Source organism: Streptococcus sp. 2022WUSS037 (genome assembly GCF_044427225.1).
Lineage (GTDB): Bacteria > Bacillota > Bacilli > Lactobacillales > Streptococcaceae > Streptococcus.
Genome location: NZ_JAOTGJ010000001.1, coordinates 107,783 through 125,020 on the forward strand (window position 1 = coordinate 107,783; position 17,238 = coordinate 125,020).

A 17,238-nucleotide genomic window follows, 5' to 3' on the forward strand; every position below is an offset into this window, starting at 1 on the left:
TCCAACGAAAAAACCAGCAGACTCGAGTTTCTGCTGGTTTTAGTTGTATTCTTATGCTACTGTAAGAACTTTACGTCCCTTACGGCGACGAGCTGCTAACACGCGACGGCCGTTTTTAGTTGCCATACGGCTACGGAAACCATGTTTACGAGCGCGACGGATTTTACTTGGTTGAAAAGTACGTTTCACGATGAATACCTCCTCTTAGATTCTTGTATTCGTTTAGCCGGCTAGTTTTGATCAGTTACTAAACATACCAAACTATTTTATATAAATTCTGGGGTTTTGTCAAGCTACTTCATAATTATTTTTTAATCCCCAAATTAAATCTAAGTCTCTTGTAAGCATCTCAAGCACTTACTCTTCTCTTTTTTTCTGTACAAATGACGCCAGTGTTGCCAAAGCCAATCCCAACACAGTCGCTACTACGCCTGTCTGTGCAGCTGTATTTGGCAAAGCATTCACCTTTCTGGCTCTTGTAACTTTTGAATCAACATGGTTGGTTTGTTCAACTGTAGCATTAGTTGGTTGAGCAGACGCTTCCTCTCTCCTATTTGCATCCAATTGCCCACCATTACCTAGGCTACCAACTAAGACGCTATCAACTGAGCCAACTGGGCTAGTGTTATTACCAGAAACTGAAGCCGTATCACCGGCACTTGCGCTACCTTCACCAATTTCTGAACTTGCGCTATTACCTGAAACTGAAGCCGTATCACCGGCACTTGTGCTACCTTCACCAGTTTCTGGACTAGTGTTATTGCCTGTTCCTGAAGTTGTGCCACTTGGTTGAGGCTTTTCATCATTTCCTTCATAGACAATAGCATAGTTAGAGAAATGGCTTACTTTGAAAGATACCAGATTGAAAGTTTTATCCCACTCGTATTCCAACTCTTCTACTGCACCTGTTTGTGGTAAGTAGTAAATCACCTTGGTCACCTTACGATTTGGTGAAACAGGTAGGGTAACAAAGGCACCTTTACTGGACTGGATTTGGACAAATTGACCATCTTTATCAAGTGTCTTAATGTCAAACATATCCACATCTTCACGCTTGAAACTATCAGGCAATTTTTCCAAAATAGTAGCATCCTCTACCTTAACGACTTGAAGACTGCTTACTGCACTAACATCTGCCTCTGAAAAGCTTACATAAACATCTTCAATTTGACCAGACAGAACCTTAGTTGTACCAACCGCATTCTCCGTAGGTTGAACCCCATCTTCTAGCGCCATCGCAAATACATAGAGGCCCTTACTGTCCTTACTTCCCTTCACCAATCGACGACCATCTTCCAAAACTGGTTTTAATTCTGTCAATTCTCCCGTAGAAGGCAAGTAGTAATAAAGACGTTCTCCCTCTCTCAATTCATACTCTGATAAGACCCAGTCAGCATTTACTGTCGGTAGATTATTTCCTTGCCGGTCATAGAATTGAATTTTATTCACACCTAAACGACGGTTTTGCAACTCTTTTGGCAACCGCCCTAGCGAGCCATAGACCCAACTACGCCCAATCGAACCAATCTGTGTCCGTTCCTCTCCTGATAGAAGGAAATTGGATTTGAAGACCTTATCTCCGCTGATCTCCAAGGTCCAATTTGGAAGATTGGTAATCTCTTCTTTCCAGCCATCAAAATAAATTTCCGCACGTTTTAAAGAATAGCTACCAATGTGGTTTTCTGTCACAGAATCAAACAGAGAACCTGTAAGCCAACCTGTTACAACAGGATTTGATGAATCGGAATAGTCCTGTTCCACAGATAAATGGTAGTCAAATGAATTTCCAAAATTTCCCGAAGTTGGTCGAATATCAAAGTCCAACTGAGTTGTTCCAGACGAGATTAGACTAGAATTTGAAGTTTTTACTTTTATAGCACCATTTTCACCAACATAAATCTTGTCAGATTTTTTTAACTCCAATAAATTTGGCAGGCTATAGGCTGGATTCTCAATCTGGAATAAATACCCTCCAAAAGCTAAGAAATACTCATTAAAGGCTCCAGAAGCCAGACGATTTAGGTTCAGGTAACCATGCATATAATCTTTGACCGTAAAGGTCAAATCTACCTCACCTGTTTCCCACTGGTCTGTACTGAAATAAAAACTATCTCTTTCATCAAATTCAAAGGCAGTACCACCTAAAGCTTGTACATTGAACACCCTATCGAATTCCAAAGAAACCGTTTCTGTATAACTCTGCTCACTCTTTTTCTTTTTCAGCTCTGCCAAGTACTCGGGACTTATTTTCACCTTATAGACCAACTGATCTCCCACTTGGAGCTTGTGCAAGACCCTATTGTGATAAAAGCGCCCCGAATCATCGGGAAGAGCGTTGATGGAGTGGCTCCAGGATGGGTCAAGAGCAGCCAGTTCACTTCGGCTACCGTCGGTACCAATATGGGTTAGGGAAGTTATTTCAATGTACTTATAGTCTTCATCTAGGACTGTCACTGTCGGCATCAGTTGGGCCAACTTATTCCTATTGGCTTCACTAATTTCTACCTGTTTCTTCCAATCTTTTGTAGAGAAATAACCATAACTGGTATCAAATGCCAGCTTCTTCTCTCCAGCCTCAGAAAACTTCTCTGCAATATGAAGTATGGAACGTCCTGTCTTTTTACCCGACTTATCATACTCGGCACCAAAAAAGCCATAAGAAAAGTCTTGTAGCATAACCCCATAAGAAACTTCCGGCAGGCTGTCATAAATCAGGGTATAAACAACATTTTCCCCTTTTTTCACGGTCGTCTTATCAACCTTAACCTCTACTAGATTTGGCTCTACAAATTGCGTATTCGTTTCAGCATAAGGTTTAATCACAATATCTGACAGATTGTTTATTTTCTCAAGACTAGCCGCATCCAATTCGTAGGGTTTGCTTTCCAAATCTGTCAAACCGATTTCCAGGCGATAGGTTCCAGCAGGTACTTCTCTAAAGTGAGCATAGGCGGTTTGGGTAGTTTCTGGGATGCTGGTATCAATTTCAGTACCAATAAAATCACCATTAAACCGATAATGTGGATGCTTCTCAATCGTTGCTGTTTCAACATAGGCCTCTCCACTATCTTTATTGATTAGCTTATGAGTAACGACTGCTGGTTGCTCAACTTGCTCAAAAGTAATTTCCAGACCGACGTTCGCCTTCCTGTACTCCTGCTCATCCTCTGCATTCACAGCAATATCCGCTATGATTGGAGCAGCTTGTTCGGATGTTTCTATGATCAGTGTTCTTTCCTCTGGCACACTTCTCTCTGTTGGCACCCCAGCTTGCTCTCCCTCTAGTTCAGAAAGACCTGCCTCGACTTCCGTCTGTGGTGCAACTTCTACAGGAGTTGGAGGTTCGGTCTGGTCAGAACCTGTTTGTCCTTCTTCACCTACAGTTGGTGCTTCGGTCACTACAGAGCTATTCTTAAGCTCGGTAACAATAGGTTCTGGACTGGTCTCTTCTGCGTGGACAGACAAGACTTGCCCCATCGTCACCGTACCTACAGCCATCGTCGCAGCCCCCATCAACAACATCAATTTTCGCTGACGTTTATAGGCATACTTGTATTTCTTTTTTCTTTTCATATATTGCTCCCTCTTTATTGTTTGGTTTCACCTATCCCGTCTACTCCTTTCTAGTGGACAGGTATTTTCATCTATTATTATATATACCTCCCCCGAAAATGCAAGAAATTATCGGCTACCTAGCCAAAATTTTTGTAAAAAACGAACAAGAAAAAGCCAGCTCCCTATCACAAAGAAACTGGCTAGCAAATGATAGTCATTTCGTTCATCGTTGATTACTCGGTTTCCTTATTTCCAACTTCAAATAGTGTCATCATTATTTGAACTCCCCTTGCCTGATTTTGCAGAAGTGACTTGTTCCACTCTTTTATCTCCCCAGTCCATTGACTGGGCAAGTAATCCGAGGGATTGTTTCAAATCAATAACTAAAAATAAGAAAGCATAGCGGAAACCATTTGTTGGAAGGAAGATATTCTGGAACAGGCAACATCTTTATCTGGTTCAACGACACAAGAAGAGTTGTGAGATACAAGATTCTAAAATTGTTTGAATAGACTGGACCTTGGGAAAACTCCTTTTTGACTTTAGCCTATCACTTTATTGAAAAAAGACCCTATCCAATAAATATTGGAGTAGGGTCCTTAACTTAATGGTATTGAGGCTCAGCCTCTTTTTAATCACGATTTCCTTCAATATCCACTACGACATAGCGGTTTGGTTCGCTACCTTCTGAATAGCTTGTCAAACCATCCATTTTTGAAATGATACGGTGGATGATTTTACGCTCACTGCTTGACATAGGGTCTGTATGGTAGGCTTCTTGCTCAGCCAAGACACGTTCAGCCAACTTTTGTGCATAGCCTTGAAGCACTTCTGCACGGTGTTCTACATAGTCATTCACATTGATAGTAATGTAAAAATTACGTTCATAACGGTTGTAGAGGAAATTCTGAGCCAATAGTTGCAAAGCCTTTAAGACTTTTCCGTGATAACCGATAACACGACCTGGTTCATTGGTATCCACTTGAATATTGATTGTACGGCGATTATGACTTGTATCAATACGTGCCTCAACATCCATATCATCCAGAATTTCTTGTACATAAGCTGTCACTTCTGAAACAACTTGTTCAATATCATATTGTTGCTCAATTTTGATATCCAGGTCTGTAAATTCGTCCTTGGCAACTGCTTCAGTAGCCGGTTCTGAACCTACTTCTTGTACAACTGGATCAGGTGCTACACTAGCTAATAATTCATCGGAAAGAATTTCAATCCGACCTGTTTCTTCCAAAATCGTTGTCGCTTCTTTTTCATTTTTCAAAATCTGCGCTTTAATATCATCATCAAGCGTTTGACCAGACTTTTCAAATTCTTTCACCGCTGCAACAACTTTTCCTAGGTCAATCGTAGCCTCTGAAACGCTTTTTACTGGTTCATTGAGGTCATTAATTTCACTTGGAACGCCACGAACTGCTTTCTGATTAGCCTTAACAACCGTTGTTTCATTGATGACATCAATATCCACAATCGCTGGCTTTTTACCGAAACCAAGGAAACCTTTTTTCTCACGCGCAACCACAGTAATATGTGCTTTTTTTCGAGGAATATTTAGCTCTACCAAGCCATTCTGGATGGCCTCTTCAACACTTGCTCCTGTAAATTTCATCTTCTCTCTCCTAGTTTTCCTATTTCTTTTTCTGTGCTTTTTTCTGTGCCCGTCGAATTTTTGCCTGACGTTCTTTTTCCGCATCAATTTTCGCTTGACGCTCTGCTATTATTTTAAACGGATTATTGAACACCAAGGTTTGAGCAACCTGATAGGCATTTGACACTGTCCAATACAAAGCCACCCCACTAGCAGCTGCCACAGCAAAGAAAAAGATCATCACAGGCATGACATAGGTCATAATTGTCATAGCCATATTCTTCTCAATTGCTGATTTATTGGTCAACCATGAGCTGAGGAATGTAAACACTGCAGCCAGAATCGGCAAAATAAAGAACGGATCCGGCTCCCCAAGATTTAACCAAAGGAAGTGACCTACTTTCAAGGCTTCAACACGTGTCAGAGCTTGAAAGAGGGCCAAAAGGATTGGCATTTGAATGAAGAGCGGAATCATGGACGCTCTCATGCTGACGCCATTCTCTTTGTAGAGAGCTTGCGTTGCTTCATAGAGCTGCTGGCGACTTTCCATATCCGTTCCTGGATACTCCGCTTGCAACTTTTTCAGCTGAGGTTGAAGCTCCTGCATCTTCCGTGAGGAATTCATCTGTATTTGGAACAAGGGCAACAGAAGGGTTCGAATTAAAATGGTAAAAAGTATAATACCGATTCCAATTTGACCGTTGATAGATAGGAACTGAATAATGCTGGCAAACCAGTAAATTAATCTATCCCACGCATCTGTAGATTGACTGGTCACTGGCCCTGTTCCGCAGGCTGTTAAAACAATTAGAGATACTACCAGTAGACCTGCCCATTTAACTTTCTTTTTCAATCACAACACCTTCCTGGTATAGTTTAGCTAGTTTCAAAACATGGATGAGGTTTTGCTTCATTTCTTGATAGGACAATTCCTCTACACCTTTTCGAGCAATGATAACAAAGTCATCTGCTACCAGTTGATGTTGGCATTCAATTAAGATGTGACGAATCCTGCGCTTAATTTTATTTCGCATGACAGCGTTTCCCAATTTTTTGCTGACAGATAAACCTACTCGGAAATGCTTTTGCTCTTTAGGTAATCGGTAGACAACAAACCTCCGATTGGCGACATTGTTTCCTTTTGTAAAAATGTCATTAAAATCTCGTTCACGCTTGACACGATAGCTTTTTTTCAAACTGCCTCTCCATCTTCCAAAATTACTTCTATTATACCATAAAATTCAAAAAAGCCAATAAACATACCGTTTAGAGGCCTTTCGAAGCGATTATTTGTGCTTTTGCCTGCTGAATTTGCCAACGAATGGATTCAAATCCAGTTCCACCTAGCGAATTTCTGCGCGAAACTGCTGTTTCAGATTCTAAAACTGTATAAATATCCGGTCCAATGACAGGCGACAGCTCTTGAAAACGTTCCAAAGGAACATCCTGTAAATAATAGCCTGCCTTGCTACATTCCAAGACCAGTTTTCCAACAATCTCATGCGCTTGGCGGAAGGTCAAACCCTTGTTTGCTAGATAGTCTGCCAATTCAGTCGCATTGGAAAAATCCTTCTCTGTCGATTGAGCCATCCTTTCCTTATGGACCGTCATCGTTTTCAGCATATCTGCCAAAATATCGATAGATACTAAAATCGTTTCCGCACTATCAAACATGCCTTCCTTGTCTTCCTGCAAGTCCTTATTATAGGTCAACGGTAAGGATTTCATGACTGTCAGTAGGCCAACTAAGTTTCCATAAACTCTACCTGTTTTCCCCCGAATCAGCTCAGCCATATCTGGATTTTTCTTCTGAGGCATGATGGAAGAACCTGTTGAAAAGGTATCGGATAGGGTGACAAATTGGTATTCATGTGAACACCAGTTAATGATTTCTTCACACAAACGCGACATGTGCATCATGAGGATACTGGCATTTGACAGAAATTCCAAGATAAAATCACGGTCAGACACAGCATCGAGAGAATTACTATAGGGCTTGGCAAATCCCATTAAATCCGACGTCATCTGACGGTCAATCGGAAAGGTCGTCCCTGCTAAAGCCGCCGCACCAAGTGGGGATACATCTGTATGCTGCATGTTGAATGCAAAGCGCTCACTGTCACGGCTGAACATGTTGTAATAGGCCAACAAGTGCTGAGCAAAGCTGATAGGCTGGGCATGTTGCAAGTGGGTATAGCCGGGCATGATGGTTTCCACATGCTCCTGTGCAAGGTCTAGTAAAACCTGACGTAGGTTGGTCAATTTGTCTACCACTTGAAAGAGGGTATCCTTCAGATAGAGGTGCATATCGGTCGCTACCTGATCATTACGAGAACGAGCTGTGTGGAGTTTACCTGCAACTGGGCCTATTTTCTCCGTCAATAGACTTTCGATATTCATGTGAATGTCTTCGTTACGAACATCAAACACCAACTTACCAGCTTCATATTCTGCTAACAATTCTTCCAGACCAGTTTGAATAGCCTGGGCTTCTTCAAGCTTGATAATCCCTGTGGCTCCAAGCATCTGTACATGCGCCAGTGATCCCTGAATATCATACTTAGCCAGTTTTTGGTCAAAGCGGATGGAAGCTCCGAATTCTTCGACCCATGCCTCAAGACTGGCTTCAAAGCGACCACCCCATAATTTCTTTGCTTCCATAAGCTCCTACTTTCTAGCTCTTTTTATGAATTTCCGCATTGACCTTGGTTGGTAATCCCCAAAGCTTGATGAAACCAACTGCTGCATCTTGGTCAAAGGTATCTGCACTGGTATAGGTTGCCAAATCTTCATCATAAAGGGAATTTGGAGATTTCCGAGCAACTACTTTTGCTGACCCCTTATACAATTTCACTTTTGCGGTGCCATTAACAACTGCCTGGGTCTGAGCAAGATAGGCCTTCAAGGCATCTGTTGCAGGATTGAACCACAAACCATTGTAAATCAAGTTAGAGAGTTCATTTGAAACAATCGGTTTGAAATGCGATACTTCCCGCACCAGGGTCAAATCTTCAATTTCCTTGTGGGCTGTCAGAAGGGTAATGGCTCCTGGACACTCATAAATTTCACGTGACTTGATTCCGACTAAACGATTTTCCACGTGGTCAATCCGACCCACACCATGCTTACCAGCAATGACATTGAGTCTTTGAATGAGATTAGCAAGACTTAGCTCTTCACCATTTACAGCAACAGGAATCCCTGCTTTAAACTCAATATCGACATACTCAGGAGTATCTGGTGCATTTTCTGGTGCAGTTGTAATACCAAAAGCATCTTCTGGCGCTTCATTCCATGGATTTTCTAAAACTCCGCACTCATTGGCACGACCCCAAAGGTTTTGGTCGACTGAGTAAGGACTGTCCAGGTCAGCTGGGACTGGTACACCATTTTCCTTGGCGAAGATAATTTCCTCTTCACGCGCCCATTTCCATTCACGGACAGGAGCCACGACTTTCAAGCTTGGATCCAGGGCTGCAATGGCTACCTCAAACCGCACCTGGTCATTACCCTTACCAGTACAGCCGTGAGCGATAGTGGTTGCTCCTGTCTTATGAGCCATTTCCACCAACTTTTTAGAAATCAAGGGACGGCTGAGAGCCGATACCAGCGGGTATTTTTGCTCATAGTAGGCATGGGCTTGCAGGGCTGGTAGGACATATTCTTGGGCGAATTCTTCTTTTACATCCAATACATGGGACTCAATAGCACCGATTGATAAGGCCTTATCATGAATAAAGTCGAGGTCCTTGCCCTCTCCAACATCCATACAAACCGCAATGACATCATAGTCTTTCTTCAACCAAGCAATTGCAACTGAAGTATCAAGGCCACCTGAATAAGCTAAGATTAATTTTTCTTTTGACATAAGCATTCTCATTTCTACTGTTTTTTTATAAAACTTAGTGACTATTATAGTGTATATTTATACTTTTTGCAACATAAATATACACATTTTTAAAAATTTTTTGTAAATTTTCAACCTTGATTTGAAAAGGAATAAAAGAAAAAACTGACCGAGGTCAGCTTTTAGCTCAATAATTCCCCAATCATTCCAATGCGCAAACATCCGCAAGATGCTTGTCTAACACTTCCAGATTTGCTATAATGAATAACCAATCTAAAAAAGGAGTAAAATATGGAAATCTGGAACGCCTACACAGCCGACGGTCACTTGACCGACCATACCCTCACACGCGGAGAAGCCATTCCCGATGGCCTATACCACCTAGTCGTCGAGTGCATCATCCGCCACCGCGACGGCAGCACCCTCTTCATGAAACGCGACAGCGCCAAGCCCTCCTACCCTGACTATTACGAAGCGACAGCAGGAGGCTCGGCTTTATTTGGGGAAATAGCTGAGCAGGCCATTTTACGCGAGGTCCGCGAGGAAACTGGCATTGAGCTGACAGCCCCCCAACTCCGCCACCATACACACTTTGTCGCCCATGATGACCAGTGTATCTTCCACTGCTACTGGGCAGAAACCGACTGGGACAAATCTGCCATCCAACTCCAAGCCAACGAAACCAGCCACTACATCTGGGTCCCACAAGAAAAACTGAAAGATTTCCTAGAAACAGAACTGGTTATCCCAAGGCAGAAAGACTATGTGGAGAGCTTATTTTTAGAACAAGAACAGGGTAAGAGCGAGAATGAAACTCAGTACAACATGAGATAAAAAGTGACTGAGATGGTTTCTCCCAAAAAGAATGCGACCACCTAAGACACGCACACCGCAAGCCAAAAATAAACCGAGAATAAATCCCCAAACTGTCTGCCAGCCCAACAAACTGAGCAATACTGGGCAAGCATATAAAACCAGTAACCAGCTGGGAAGTTGCTTGCGATATACCCAAGCAGATAGCGGCAACAGCCCCAAATAAAGCACAATCAAGCATTTAACAATAAGCATATAGAACTCCTTTCCCCATCAATGTATCATGAGGGGGTAAGGCACTGTCAAGAGGAGATTATGAAAACAGGACAAGTTATGCAACAATTTGGTATCAAACGTGATACGCTTCGCTTCTACACCGAACAAGGATTGCTACAGCCTCAGCTGGTTAACGGTAACTACTACTGGAATGAAGAAGAAATCAACAACCTAGAAAATATCCTAGGACTTCGCCAGTTAGGCCTATCTGTGAAAGCCATTATCCGTATCAAAGAACTTCACGACACAAAATGCGGTAGCCTCGAACAGCTTGAAGAAAACAAACAGGTCATACTGGATGAAATTGTCGACCGTGAAAAACAAATCCTCCTGCTCCAAGAACAGAAGGAAAATCTAGAAAGCCTACTCCAGCAGATTGAGGAAAGATTACAGAATTTATAGCAAAATCCCCGCCGTCACGCGACAGTGGGGACACTTTTATTTCAATCCAACAACTAGACTTGCAATATCAGCTGGTCGGGTTCGGCAACAACCTCCAACCACTTTTGCTCCTAGCTTATGCCAAGCCAGAGTATTGTCCAAAAGGCTGTGGCTATGGTCAGCTTCTTCTTTCCAGGTCTGAGTAGCTCCATCATATACCTCTCCAGAATTTGGATAGGTGACAAAAGGTTTATCTGTTTTTTCTCTCAACCGACTGAGAAAGGCTGGGTAAAGAGACGGTGCTGTGCAGTTTAGACCGACTGCTAAAATCTGCTCTCTGCTGTTTATCAACTCTGCTATTTTCTCAATAGCTGTCCCATCAGAAATCGACTGCCCGTCTTGTGAAGTGAAACTAATATAGGCCTCTACCTCTGGAAAATCCTCCGCCAACAACTCTACCAAGGCCTGTGTTTCGAGAAAATTGGGAATGGTCTCCAAGGCTAAGAGTTCTGCCCCCTGTCCTAAGAGGAGCTCTATCCGACGACGGTGGAAAGTCTTCAATTCCGCTAAACTGATGTTGCCATAATCACCTGTGTACTCCGAACCATTGGCTAGATAGGCTGCATAGGGACCAACATCGCCTGAAATAAGTGGATAAGTGCGATTTGTTTTTTCAGTTTCAGACAAGTCAGCCCAGACCTCGTCTCGAGCCTCCTTAGCCAAATCAACTGTCAGACGAATCAACTTTTCAGCCTCAGCCTGTGACAAACCAGCTTCCGCCAAACCTTCAAAAGTCGCCTGATAGGTTGATGTCGTGACCAAATCCGCACCTGCACGAATGTAATCCTTGTGAATGTCCTTGATTAGCTGGGGATTCTCCAACAGATATTTGGCAGACCAGAGCTTACCTGATACATCATGACCTCGAAATTCTAACTCCGTCCCAAGAGCACCATGTAAAATGACAAACTCTTGATTGTCTAATAATTCCTTAAAACGACCCATACGAGTTTCTCCTTACCACTTTTTAAAGCGAATGTAATGATACACATAACAACCAATCATAAAAGGTACACCAAAGTAAAGACCTGCACGCTGAGAAGGATCCCAACCGATTCCGATGATGGAAATAACCAGCAAAACAACTGTAATCCATGGCAAAGTCGGTGAAAATGGCGTCTTGTATTCCAATTCGTCTACACTATGATTCTTCAAAAATTCACGTCGGAAACCGATTTGTGCAAGCGGAATAGCCAACCAAGCAATGACAACTGCAAAACCAGCGATAGAAACCAAGGCTAAGAAAATAGTATCTTCTGCATAAATTGAGGCAATCAAGGCAACGACAACACCAATCATGGACAAAATCATCCCACGCATGGGAACGCCGTGCTTGTTGATTTTAACCAATTCCTTGCTAATCATGCCCTCATTGGCCAAAGACCAAAACATACGGCTTGAAGCGTAGAGACCTGAAGTGGACGCAGATAAAATAGCTGTCAAAATGATGAAGTTCATAATGTCCGCTGCGTAAGGGAAGCCAATCTTGTCCAAGACAAGTACAAATGGTGCTTCTGTCACACCTGCCTCTGACATGGGAAGTAAAGCTGCTAAGACCACGATGGTCAAAACAAAGAAGATAACCAAGAGACCGATGGTCGATTTAATGGCTTGTGGTACTGCCTTCTTTGGATTGTCAGTTTCTCCTGCGGCAATTCCAATCATTTCCACACCTGAAAAAGCATAGTTAACGGATAGCATGACTGAAATAAAACCAACGAGACCGTTCGGTAGTAATCCTTGGGCTGTAATATTACTGAAGAGCGGCGCAGCATTGGTCCCCTCAAAAGGCAAGACACCAAAAATAGCAAGAGTCCCGAGTACGATAAAGGCTGCAATGGCATAGACTTTGACAGAGGAAAGTGCATCTTCTGCTCGAGCAAACCAACCGACAGACAGCGTGTTCAAACCAAAGACAATGACCGCGAAAATCGTTGCAAAAATCCAAATTGGCACACTAGGAAACCAACGTTGCATGAGTTGAGCTGCTCCGACGAACTGAGAAGCCAGTGCGACTACCCAGCAAAGCCAATACATCCAGGCCACCATAAAACCAGTACCAGGACTGATAAACTTAGTAGCATAGGTATGGAAGGAGCCTGTCACAGGCATGGCTACAGAAAGTTCCCCCAGCGAAAACATAACCAAATAAACCATAACAGCTCCAAAAAGGTAAGCTGCAATAGCTCCGAACGGCCCAGCCTGTGCAATGGTATAGCCCGAACTCAAGAACAAACCTGTTCCAATAACACCACCGATGGACAACATTTGCAAATGACGACTATTCATCTCTCGGTTGAAGGTACCTTCATTTTCAAAATTATGATTTTCCATAAACTCTCCTAAATAGTAATGATTTATTTATGATAACACAGTTTTTCAGAAAATCGTTATACCGTTTTCAACGCGAGTGTTATAGTTATCGGTTATAACAAAATCCCCGCCGTCACAAGACTGCGGGGATTATTGTTCTTACAAACTCTTCAGCATATTATCAATATGCTGGATAGATTTTTCACGGCCGAGTAGGTAAATGGTATTTGGCAACTCTGGTCCATGCATTTCACCTGAAACGGCGATACGGATTGGCATGAAGAGGTTTTTGCCCTTGATGCCAGTTTCTTTTTGGACTGCCTTGATTTGCGGGAAGATGTTATCTGGTTGGAAATCTTCGTCCGTCATAGCTTCCAATTTCTCCTTGAGAGCATTGAGGACCGTTGGAACTGTTTCGCCAGCCATGACTTCTTTTTCCTCATCGGTCAATTCTGGGAAATCAGAGAAGAAAAGGTCTGTCAACGGAACGATTTCATCCACAGAAGACATTTGTGGCTTGTAGAGTTCCACCAATTTTTCTGCCTTGTCTGTCAAACGACCAGCCTCTTCCAAGAATGGTTTGGCAAGGTTGAAAATGGTCTCCAAATCAGCTTTTTTGATGTACTCATTGCCCATCCAAGCCAACTTTTTCGGATCAAAGGAAGCTGGTGACTTGCTGAGGCGTTTTTCGTCAAAGAGTTGGATAATCTCCTCTTTGGAGAAGATTTCTTCCTCACCACCAGGTGTCCAACCCAAAAGCGTGATAAAGTTGAAAACAGCTTCTGGCAGGTAGCCTTTTTTGCGGTAATCTTCGATAAAGGCAAGGGTGTTGGTGTCACGTTTGGACAACTTTTTACCCGTAGCAGAGTTGATAATCAAGGTCATGTGACCAAATTCTGGCGCTTCCCAGCCCAGTGCCTCATAGACCATGAGCTGCTTGGGTGTATTGGCAATGTGGTCATCCCCACGGATAACGTGCGAGATATTCATCAGATGATCATCGATCACTACGGCAAAGTTATAGGTTGGATAGCCGTCACGTTTTTGGATAACCCAGTCACCACCGATGTTGCCACCTTCAAACTCGATTTCGCCCTTAACCATGTCATTCCACTTATAAACACCAGCTTCATTGACAGCCAAGCGAACTGTTGGAACAATGCCAGCCGCCTCACGCTCTGCGATGTAGGCCGCTTTTTCATCTTCAGACATACCAAGGTATTCGTTGATGTAGCGAGGTGTTTCGCCCGCAGCTTCCTGACGCTCACGCTCCGCCGCCAATTCTTCTTCTGTCACGTAAGACTTGTAGGCCTTGCCTTCTGCCAAAAGTTGATCAACATACTTTTGGTAAATATCCAAACGCTCTGATTGACGGTATTGCTCATGAGTTTCTGGACTCTCATCCCAGTCAATACCCAACCAACGCAGGTTTTCAAGCTGAGAACGCTCGCCGTCTTCCACATGGCGTTTGCGGTCTGTGTCTTCGATACGAATGATAAAATCACCGCCGTGATGACGGGCAAAAAGATAGTTGAACAATGCTGTACGGGCATTTCCGATATGCAAGAGTCCCGTTGGACTTGGTGCGTAACGCACACGAATTGGTTTGGTCATGTTTCTCTCCCTGTAAAATTTTCATACTCAATGAAAATCGAATTCAGACTAGGCGACGTAGAAGCAGATAGAACTGAAGTTCATCAAGTCAAGTCAACGACGCCTGAATTTGATTTTCGAAGAGTAGCAATCAAGAACATTATAGCATAGAACACCCTCAGATAACAGAAAAATCAGCCTAGAGAGACTGATTTTGAGGTGTTTTTCTATTTTGAGGTGTTTTTTGATTCCGTGCCAGCCAGTAGAGGACATAGAGGACCAAGAAGCCAGTTGCCGCTAGGAAAAGTCCGCTAATCTGATTGACAGTCAATACCAAGACCAGACCTGATACCAGTAGTCGAGTAAAGGCTTGACCTAGCATAAAATAGGTCGATACCGCTCCGCCAATGGTCGCCAACTGCTCCTCTGGCATAGAATTGACAAACTTAGCGTTAAACTTAGGTCCACTAGCTCCAGAGCTAATCCCCATTGTAGTAAGGAAGAAGAAAATAATTGGCAGTTGATGCAGCAACATTCCCACAAATACTCCCAGTAGAGAGAAGGTGGCTGCTATTTCAAGCGTCACCATGCTGGTCTTTTTGAAGAGAGTAAAGACCAAGGTCGAACCCAAGATGTTGCCGACAAAGAAGATTAGAATGGTCAGGGCAAGGGTGGTCTCAACATTGAGGAAGACAAGATTTGGGTCTTCGCTAATCAAGAGGACAAGAATAGGATAAAGAATCGCTCCGCAGGCGTTGATAATGGGGCTGGTAATCAGGACCAGGCGGAACTCGGGAATCTTGCGCAACTCCACGATGGCTTGCTTGAAAGAGGCTAGAATGCCTGGACCCTTGGTTGCCTGCTCGGGCTGGCTCGGCTGCTCTGCTATTTTCAAAGGCTGCTCCGTCAGGAGTTTGCGAAAGGCTGGCGTCAGTAGCTGCATGATGAGAAGGGCGGCTAAAAAGGTGCCGGCGTTGAGAAAAGCCAGGTTTTGGTAGGAGAGGAGGCCGACCAAGAGGGCAGAGAGGGCCTGAAAGGCGATGTTGAGGAGACTGGTAACGGTCTGGCGAAAGGCCGAGTACTGCTCCCGCTCTTCTTTGGGCGCTACGCGCAATCCCAGAGGTGTATAGAGGCCGTTTTCATAGAAGCCAGCGAAGTCTGCAAAGACATTGAAAGTTGCAGCCACCACGACAATCCAGAGGGCTGGCTCAAAGCCCATGCAGAATCCCAGAATGAGGTAAAGAAGGACACGAAAGAGAAGAGTCAGCTTGATAGTGCCGATTTTGTTGACCGTCTTATCTGCCAGATAGCCCGTAAAGAGCCCCATAAAGCTAGGAAAGATTTCTGAGAAGGTCACAATCGCCAGCGCCAGACGGCTGTTGGGTACCAGCAAGACATAGTTCATCAAGGCCAGATAATAGACAACATCGCCAAAATTGGACAGCATATCCGCCGTCAGTACCCATAGGTAAGTCGCATTTTTCAAAATCTTTTTCATGATAATCCCTTTCTTTTATATAGTTTTCAGAATATTCAGACTCTTTAGTCTGCAGAGGAGCCTGAATAGACTTTCCTCTTGCCACTTTATGCAGAATAAATCGTTAGGTTTGAGAAGGCTAGGTCACCTGTAACAAGGAGGGCCTTTTCTCCCTGCTCAGTCGCATAGTTATTGGTTGTTGACATAGCACTGTCAAGTTCCACCACTGCTCGCCAGTTGGCCGGCAGATAGAGTGTAACATTTGAGAAGGCAGCATCGATATGGAATTCAGCCTTATTGCCTAAAATAACCGCCTGATCAAAGTAAACTGTACTAGATCCGAAGGCTACTTCCACACTATCATGGAGAAAATTATCGTCATGAATGTAGCGGGTTGAAGAGCCAAAAGCTGTATCGCGTCTCTTATCGCCAATCACGCCTGTTCCAAAACTTTTTGTATCAATCATCTCCCTGTTCCTCCTAGGTTTTATCAGTAACTTCAATCCTGCACAAGCTAGTATCGATCCCAGAATTACTGTCCAGGTATCAATGTTCACCCAGTCAAAGTGATTGTTCAAAATAATAAAGACCAAAGTTCCCCACACAAAGCTTGTAACTAACTGTCTTCTAATTATTGCTTTTAGGAGAAGATAACTCCAACCGACTACCAATACTAATTTCCAAAGAGGAAGCTCAATAGCCGGCAAGTAGTCTTGAAACAAGACCAAGCCTGCCAAGACCAGCAGAGCAATTCCTAAACCATATTTTTTCATCTTCCTACCTCATTTCCTGTAACTTTTCTTTAAGCAAGTGGTAATAGTGCCGCGACACATGAACTTCCTTGTGGGTCTTGTAGAAGGCAATTCGACTGGTACCCGAGAAGGACTTATCCAGCGAATAGACCGCCTTGCTGTTAACAATGGTTGACTTGGCCACTCGACAAAAGTAGATCGGCAAGTATTCTTCCAGCTCATAGAGCTTCATCTTGACCTCATAGGCATCGTCGCCTGTATGGGCAAAAATCTTGGCCCCATCCGTTTCAAAGAAGAGCACCTCACTCACGGATAGAAAATACTCACTGCTCCCCTTGTAAAAGACAAGCGAGGGACGGCTAACCTGTTGCAGAGCCCGCTGAATCGCTTCTACTTCTGGTCCTAGCTGACTGGCCCGGATGACCACTTCAACCTGATCCAAGTTATCATCAAATTCAATCCTAACTTTCATAGCTCCCTCCTTTTTGATAGGTCTATTATACCAATTCCAACCACAATTACAAGGGCATTTCAGTAAGTGGTAAAAATCAGCAGGTAAGTGGTA

General features: G+C 43.5%; 15 protein-coding genes. 2 read left to right on the forward strand and 13 right to left on the reverse strand.

Features of this window, described 5'->3' with window-relative positions:
* Positions 1-51: 51 nt before the first annotated feature.
* The 7 genes from rpmH to ODU55_RS00525 form a co-directional block, all read right to left on the reverse strand.
* Entirely contained in the window at positions 52-189 is a 138-nt protein-coding gene (rpmH, locus tag ODU55_RS00495; RefSeq protein WP_002939016.1) for a 50S ribosomal protein L34, read from the reverse strand.
* A gap of 168 nt (positions 190-357) precedes the next feature.
* Positions 358-3,573 (reverse strand): LPXTG cell wall anchor domain-containing protein, encoded by a 3,216-nt coding sequence (locus ODU55_RS00500; RefSeq protein ID WP_398581506.1) that lies wholly within the window; start codon positions 3,571-3,573, stop codon positions 358-360.
* Positions 3,574-4,186: 613 nt separating this feature from the next.
* On the reverse strand, positions 4,187-5,182 hold the full coding sequence (gene jag / locus ODU55_RS00505) for an RNA-binding cell elongation regulator Jag/EloR (RefSeq protein ID WP_398581507.1): 996 nt from the start codon (positions 5,180-5,182) through the stop codon (positions 4,187-4,189).
* Between the two features lie 19 nt (positions 5,183-5,201).
* Entirely contained in the window at positions 5,202-6,014 is an 813-nt protein-coding gene (locus tag ODU55_RS00510; protein ID WP_105095027.1) for a YidC/Oxa1 family membrane protein insertase, read from the reverse strand.
* The gene (gene rnpA, locus ODU55_RS00515; protein ID WP_004194560.1) at positions 5,998-6,357 is read right to left on the reverse strand and encodes a ribonuclease P protein component; all 360 of its coding nucleotides are present in this window, start codon (positions 6,355-6,357) and stop codon (positions 5,998-6,000) included. The genes ODU55_RS00510 and rnpA overlap by 17 nt, the downstream gene beginning before the upstream one ends.
* Before the next feature lie 70 nt (positions 6,358-6,427).
* Positions 6,428-7,822, reverse strand: a complete 1,395-nt coding sequence (gene argH, locus ODU55_RS00520) for an argininosuccinate lyase (RefSeq protein ID WP_398581508.1) — start codon at positions 7,820-7,822, stop codon at positions 6,428-6,430.
* Positions 7,823-7,835: 13 nt separating this feature from the next.
* Positions 7,836-9,029, reverse strand: a complete 1,194-nt coding sequence (locus ODU55_RS00525; protein ID WP_398581509.1) for an argininosuccinate synthase — start codon at positions 9,027-9,029, stop codon at positions 7,836-7,838.
* Positions 9,030-9,299: 270 nt separating this feature from the next.
* Here ODU55_RS00525 and ODU55_RS00530 point away from each other — a divergent pair, with 270 nt between their 5' ends.
* Together ODU55_RS00530 and ODU55_RS00535 are read left to right on the forward strand one after the other, a co-directional pair.
* Positions 9,300-9,842: an NUDIX domain-containing protein gene (locus ODU55_RS00530; RefSeq protein WP_398581510.1), complete on the forward strand. Its 543-nt coding sequence runs from the start codon at positions 9,300-9,302 to the stop codon at positions 9,840-9,842.
* Between the two features lie 294 nt (positions 9,843-10,136).
* Entirely contained in the window at positions 10,137-10,499 is a 363-nt protein-coding gene (locus ODU55_RS00535) for a MerR family transcriptional regulator (protein WP_398581511.1), read from the forward strand.
* A gap of 36 nt (positions 10,500-10,535) precedes the next feature.
* Here the strand turns inward: ODU55_RS00535 and mmuM are convergent, their stop codons facing one another.
* From mmuM to ODU55_RS00565, 6 genes are all read right to left on the reverse strand, one after another.
* Positions 10,536-11,483: a homocysteine S-methyltransferase gene (gene mmuM, locus ODU55_RS00540; protein WP_398581512.1), complete on the reverse strand. Its 948-nt coding sequence runs from the start codon at positions 11,481-11,483 to the stop codon at positions 10,536-10,538.
* 12 nt (positions 11,484-11,495) lie between these two features.
* Complete coding sequence (locus ODU55_RS00545) at positions 11,496-12,872, reverse strand: amino acid permease (protein ID WP_398581513.1); 1,377 nt, start codon at positions 12,870-12,872, stop codon at positions 11,496-11,498.
* Positions 12,873-13,010: 138 nt separating this feature from the next.
* On the reverse strand, positions 13,011-14,465 hold the full coding sequence (gene gltX / locus ODU55_RS00550) for a glutamate--tRNA ligase (RefSeq protein WP_398581514.1): 1,455 nt from the start codon (positions 14,463-14,465) through the stop codon (positions 13,011-13,013).
* 178 nt (positions 14,466-14,643) lie between these two features.
* Entirely contained in the window at positions 14,644-15,942 is a 1,299-nt protein-coding gene (locus ODU55_RS00555; RefSeq protein ID WP_398581515.1) for an MFS transporter, read from the reverse strand.
* A gap of 86 nt (positions 15,943-16,028) precedes the next feature.
* On the reverse strand, positions 16,029-16,694 hold the full coding sequence (locus tag ODU55_RS00560) for a hypothetical protein (RefSeq protein WP_398581516.1): 666 nt from the start codon (positions 16,692-16,694) through the stop codon (positions 16,029-16,031).
* Positions 16,695-16,698: 4 nt separating this feature from the next.
* The gene (locus tag ODU55_RS00565; protein ID WP_398581518.1) at positions 16,699-17,145 is read right to left on the reverse strand and encodes a LytTR family DNA-binding domain-containing protein; all 447 of its coding nucleotides are present in this window, start codon (positions 17,143-17,145) and stop codon (positions 16,699-16,701) included.
* Positions 17,146-17,238: the final 93 nt, after the last annotated feature.

What these genes read in the sequence shown, in the direction of transcription:
- ODU55_RS00530 (WP_398581510.1), top strand. Translation starts at nt 9,300, where the DNA reads ATGGAAATCTGGAACGCCTACACAGCCGACGGTCACTTGACCGACCAT.
- gltX (WP_398581514.1), bottom strand. Translation starts at nt 14,465, where the DNA reads ATGACCAAACCAATTCGTGTGCGTTACGCACCAAGTCCAACGGGACTC.
- ODU55_RS00500 (WP_398581506.1), bottom strand. Translation starts at nt 3,573, where the DNA reads ATGAAAAGAAAAAAGAAATACAAGTATGCCTATAAACGTCAGCGAAAA.
- jag (WP_398581507.1), bottom strand. Translation starts at nt 5,182, where the DNA reads ATGAAATTTACAGGAGCAAGTGTTGAAGAGGCCATCCAGAATGGCTTG.
- ODU55_RS00555 (WP_398581515.1), bottom strand. Translation starts at nt 15,942, where the DNA reads ATGAAAAAGATTTTGAAAAATGCGACTTACCTATGGGTACTGACGGCG.
- ODU55_RS00535 (WP_398581511.1), top strand. Translation starts at nt 10,137, where the DNA reads ATGAAAACAGGACAAGTTATGCAACAATTTGGTATCAAACGTGATACG.
- mmuM (WP_398581512.1), bottom strand. Translation starts at nt 11,483, where the DNA reads ATGGGTCGTTTTAAGGAATTATTAGACAATCAAGAGTTTGTCATTTTA.
- ODU55_RS00565 (WP_398581518.1), bottom strand. Translation starts at nt 17,145, where the DNA reads ATGAAAGTTAGGATTGAATTTGATGATAACTTGGATCAGGTTGAAGTG.
- ODU55_RS00525 (WP_398581509.1), bottom strand. Translation starts at nt 9,029, where the DNA reads ATGTCAAAAGAAAAATTAATCTTAGCTTATTCAGGTGGCCTTGATACT.
- ODU55_RS00560 (WP_398581516.1), bottom strand. Translation starts at nt 16,694, where the DNA reads ATGAAAAAATATGGTTTAGGAATTGCTCTGCTGGTCTTGGCAGGCTTG.
- ODU55_RS00545 (WP_398581513.1), bottom strand. Translation starts at nt 12,872, where the DNA reads ATGGAAAATCATAATTTTGAAAATGAAGGTACCTTCAACCGAGAGATG.
- argH (WP_398581508.1), bottom strand. Translation starts at nt 7,822, where the DNA reads ATGGAAGCAAAGAAATTATGGGGTGGTCGCTTTGAAGCCAGTCTTGAG.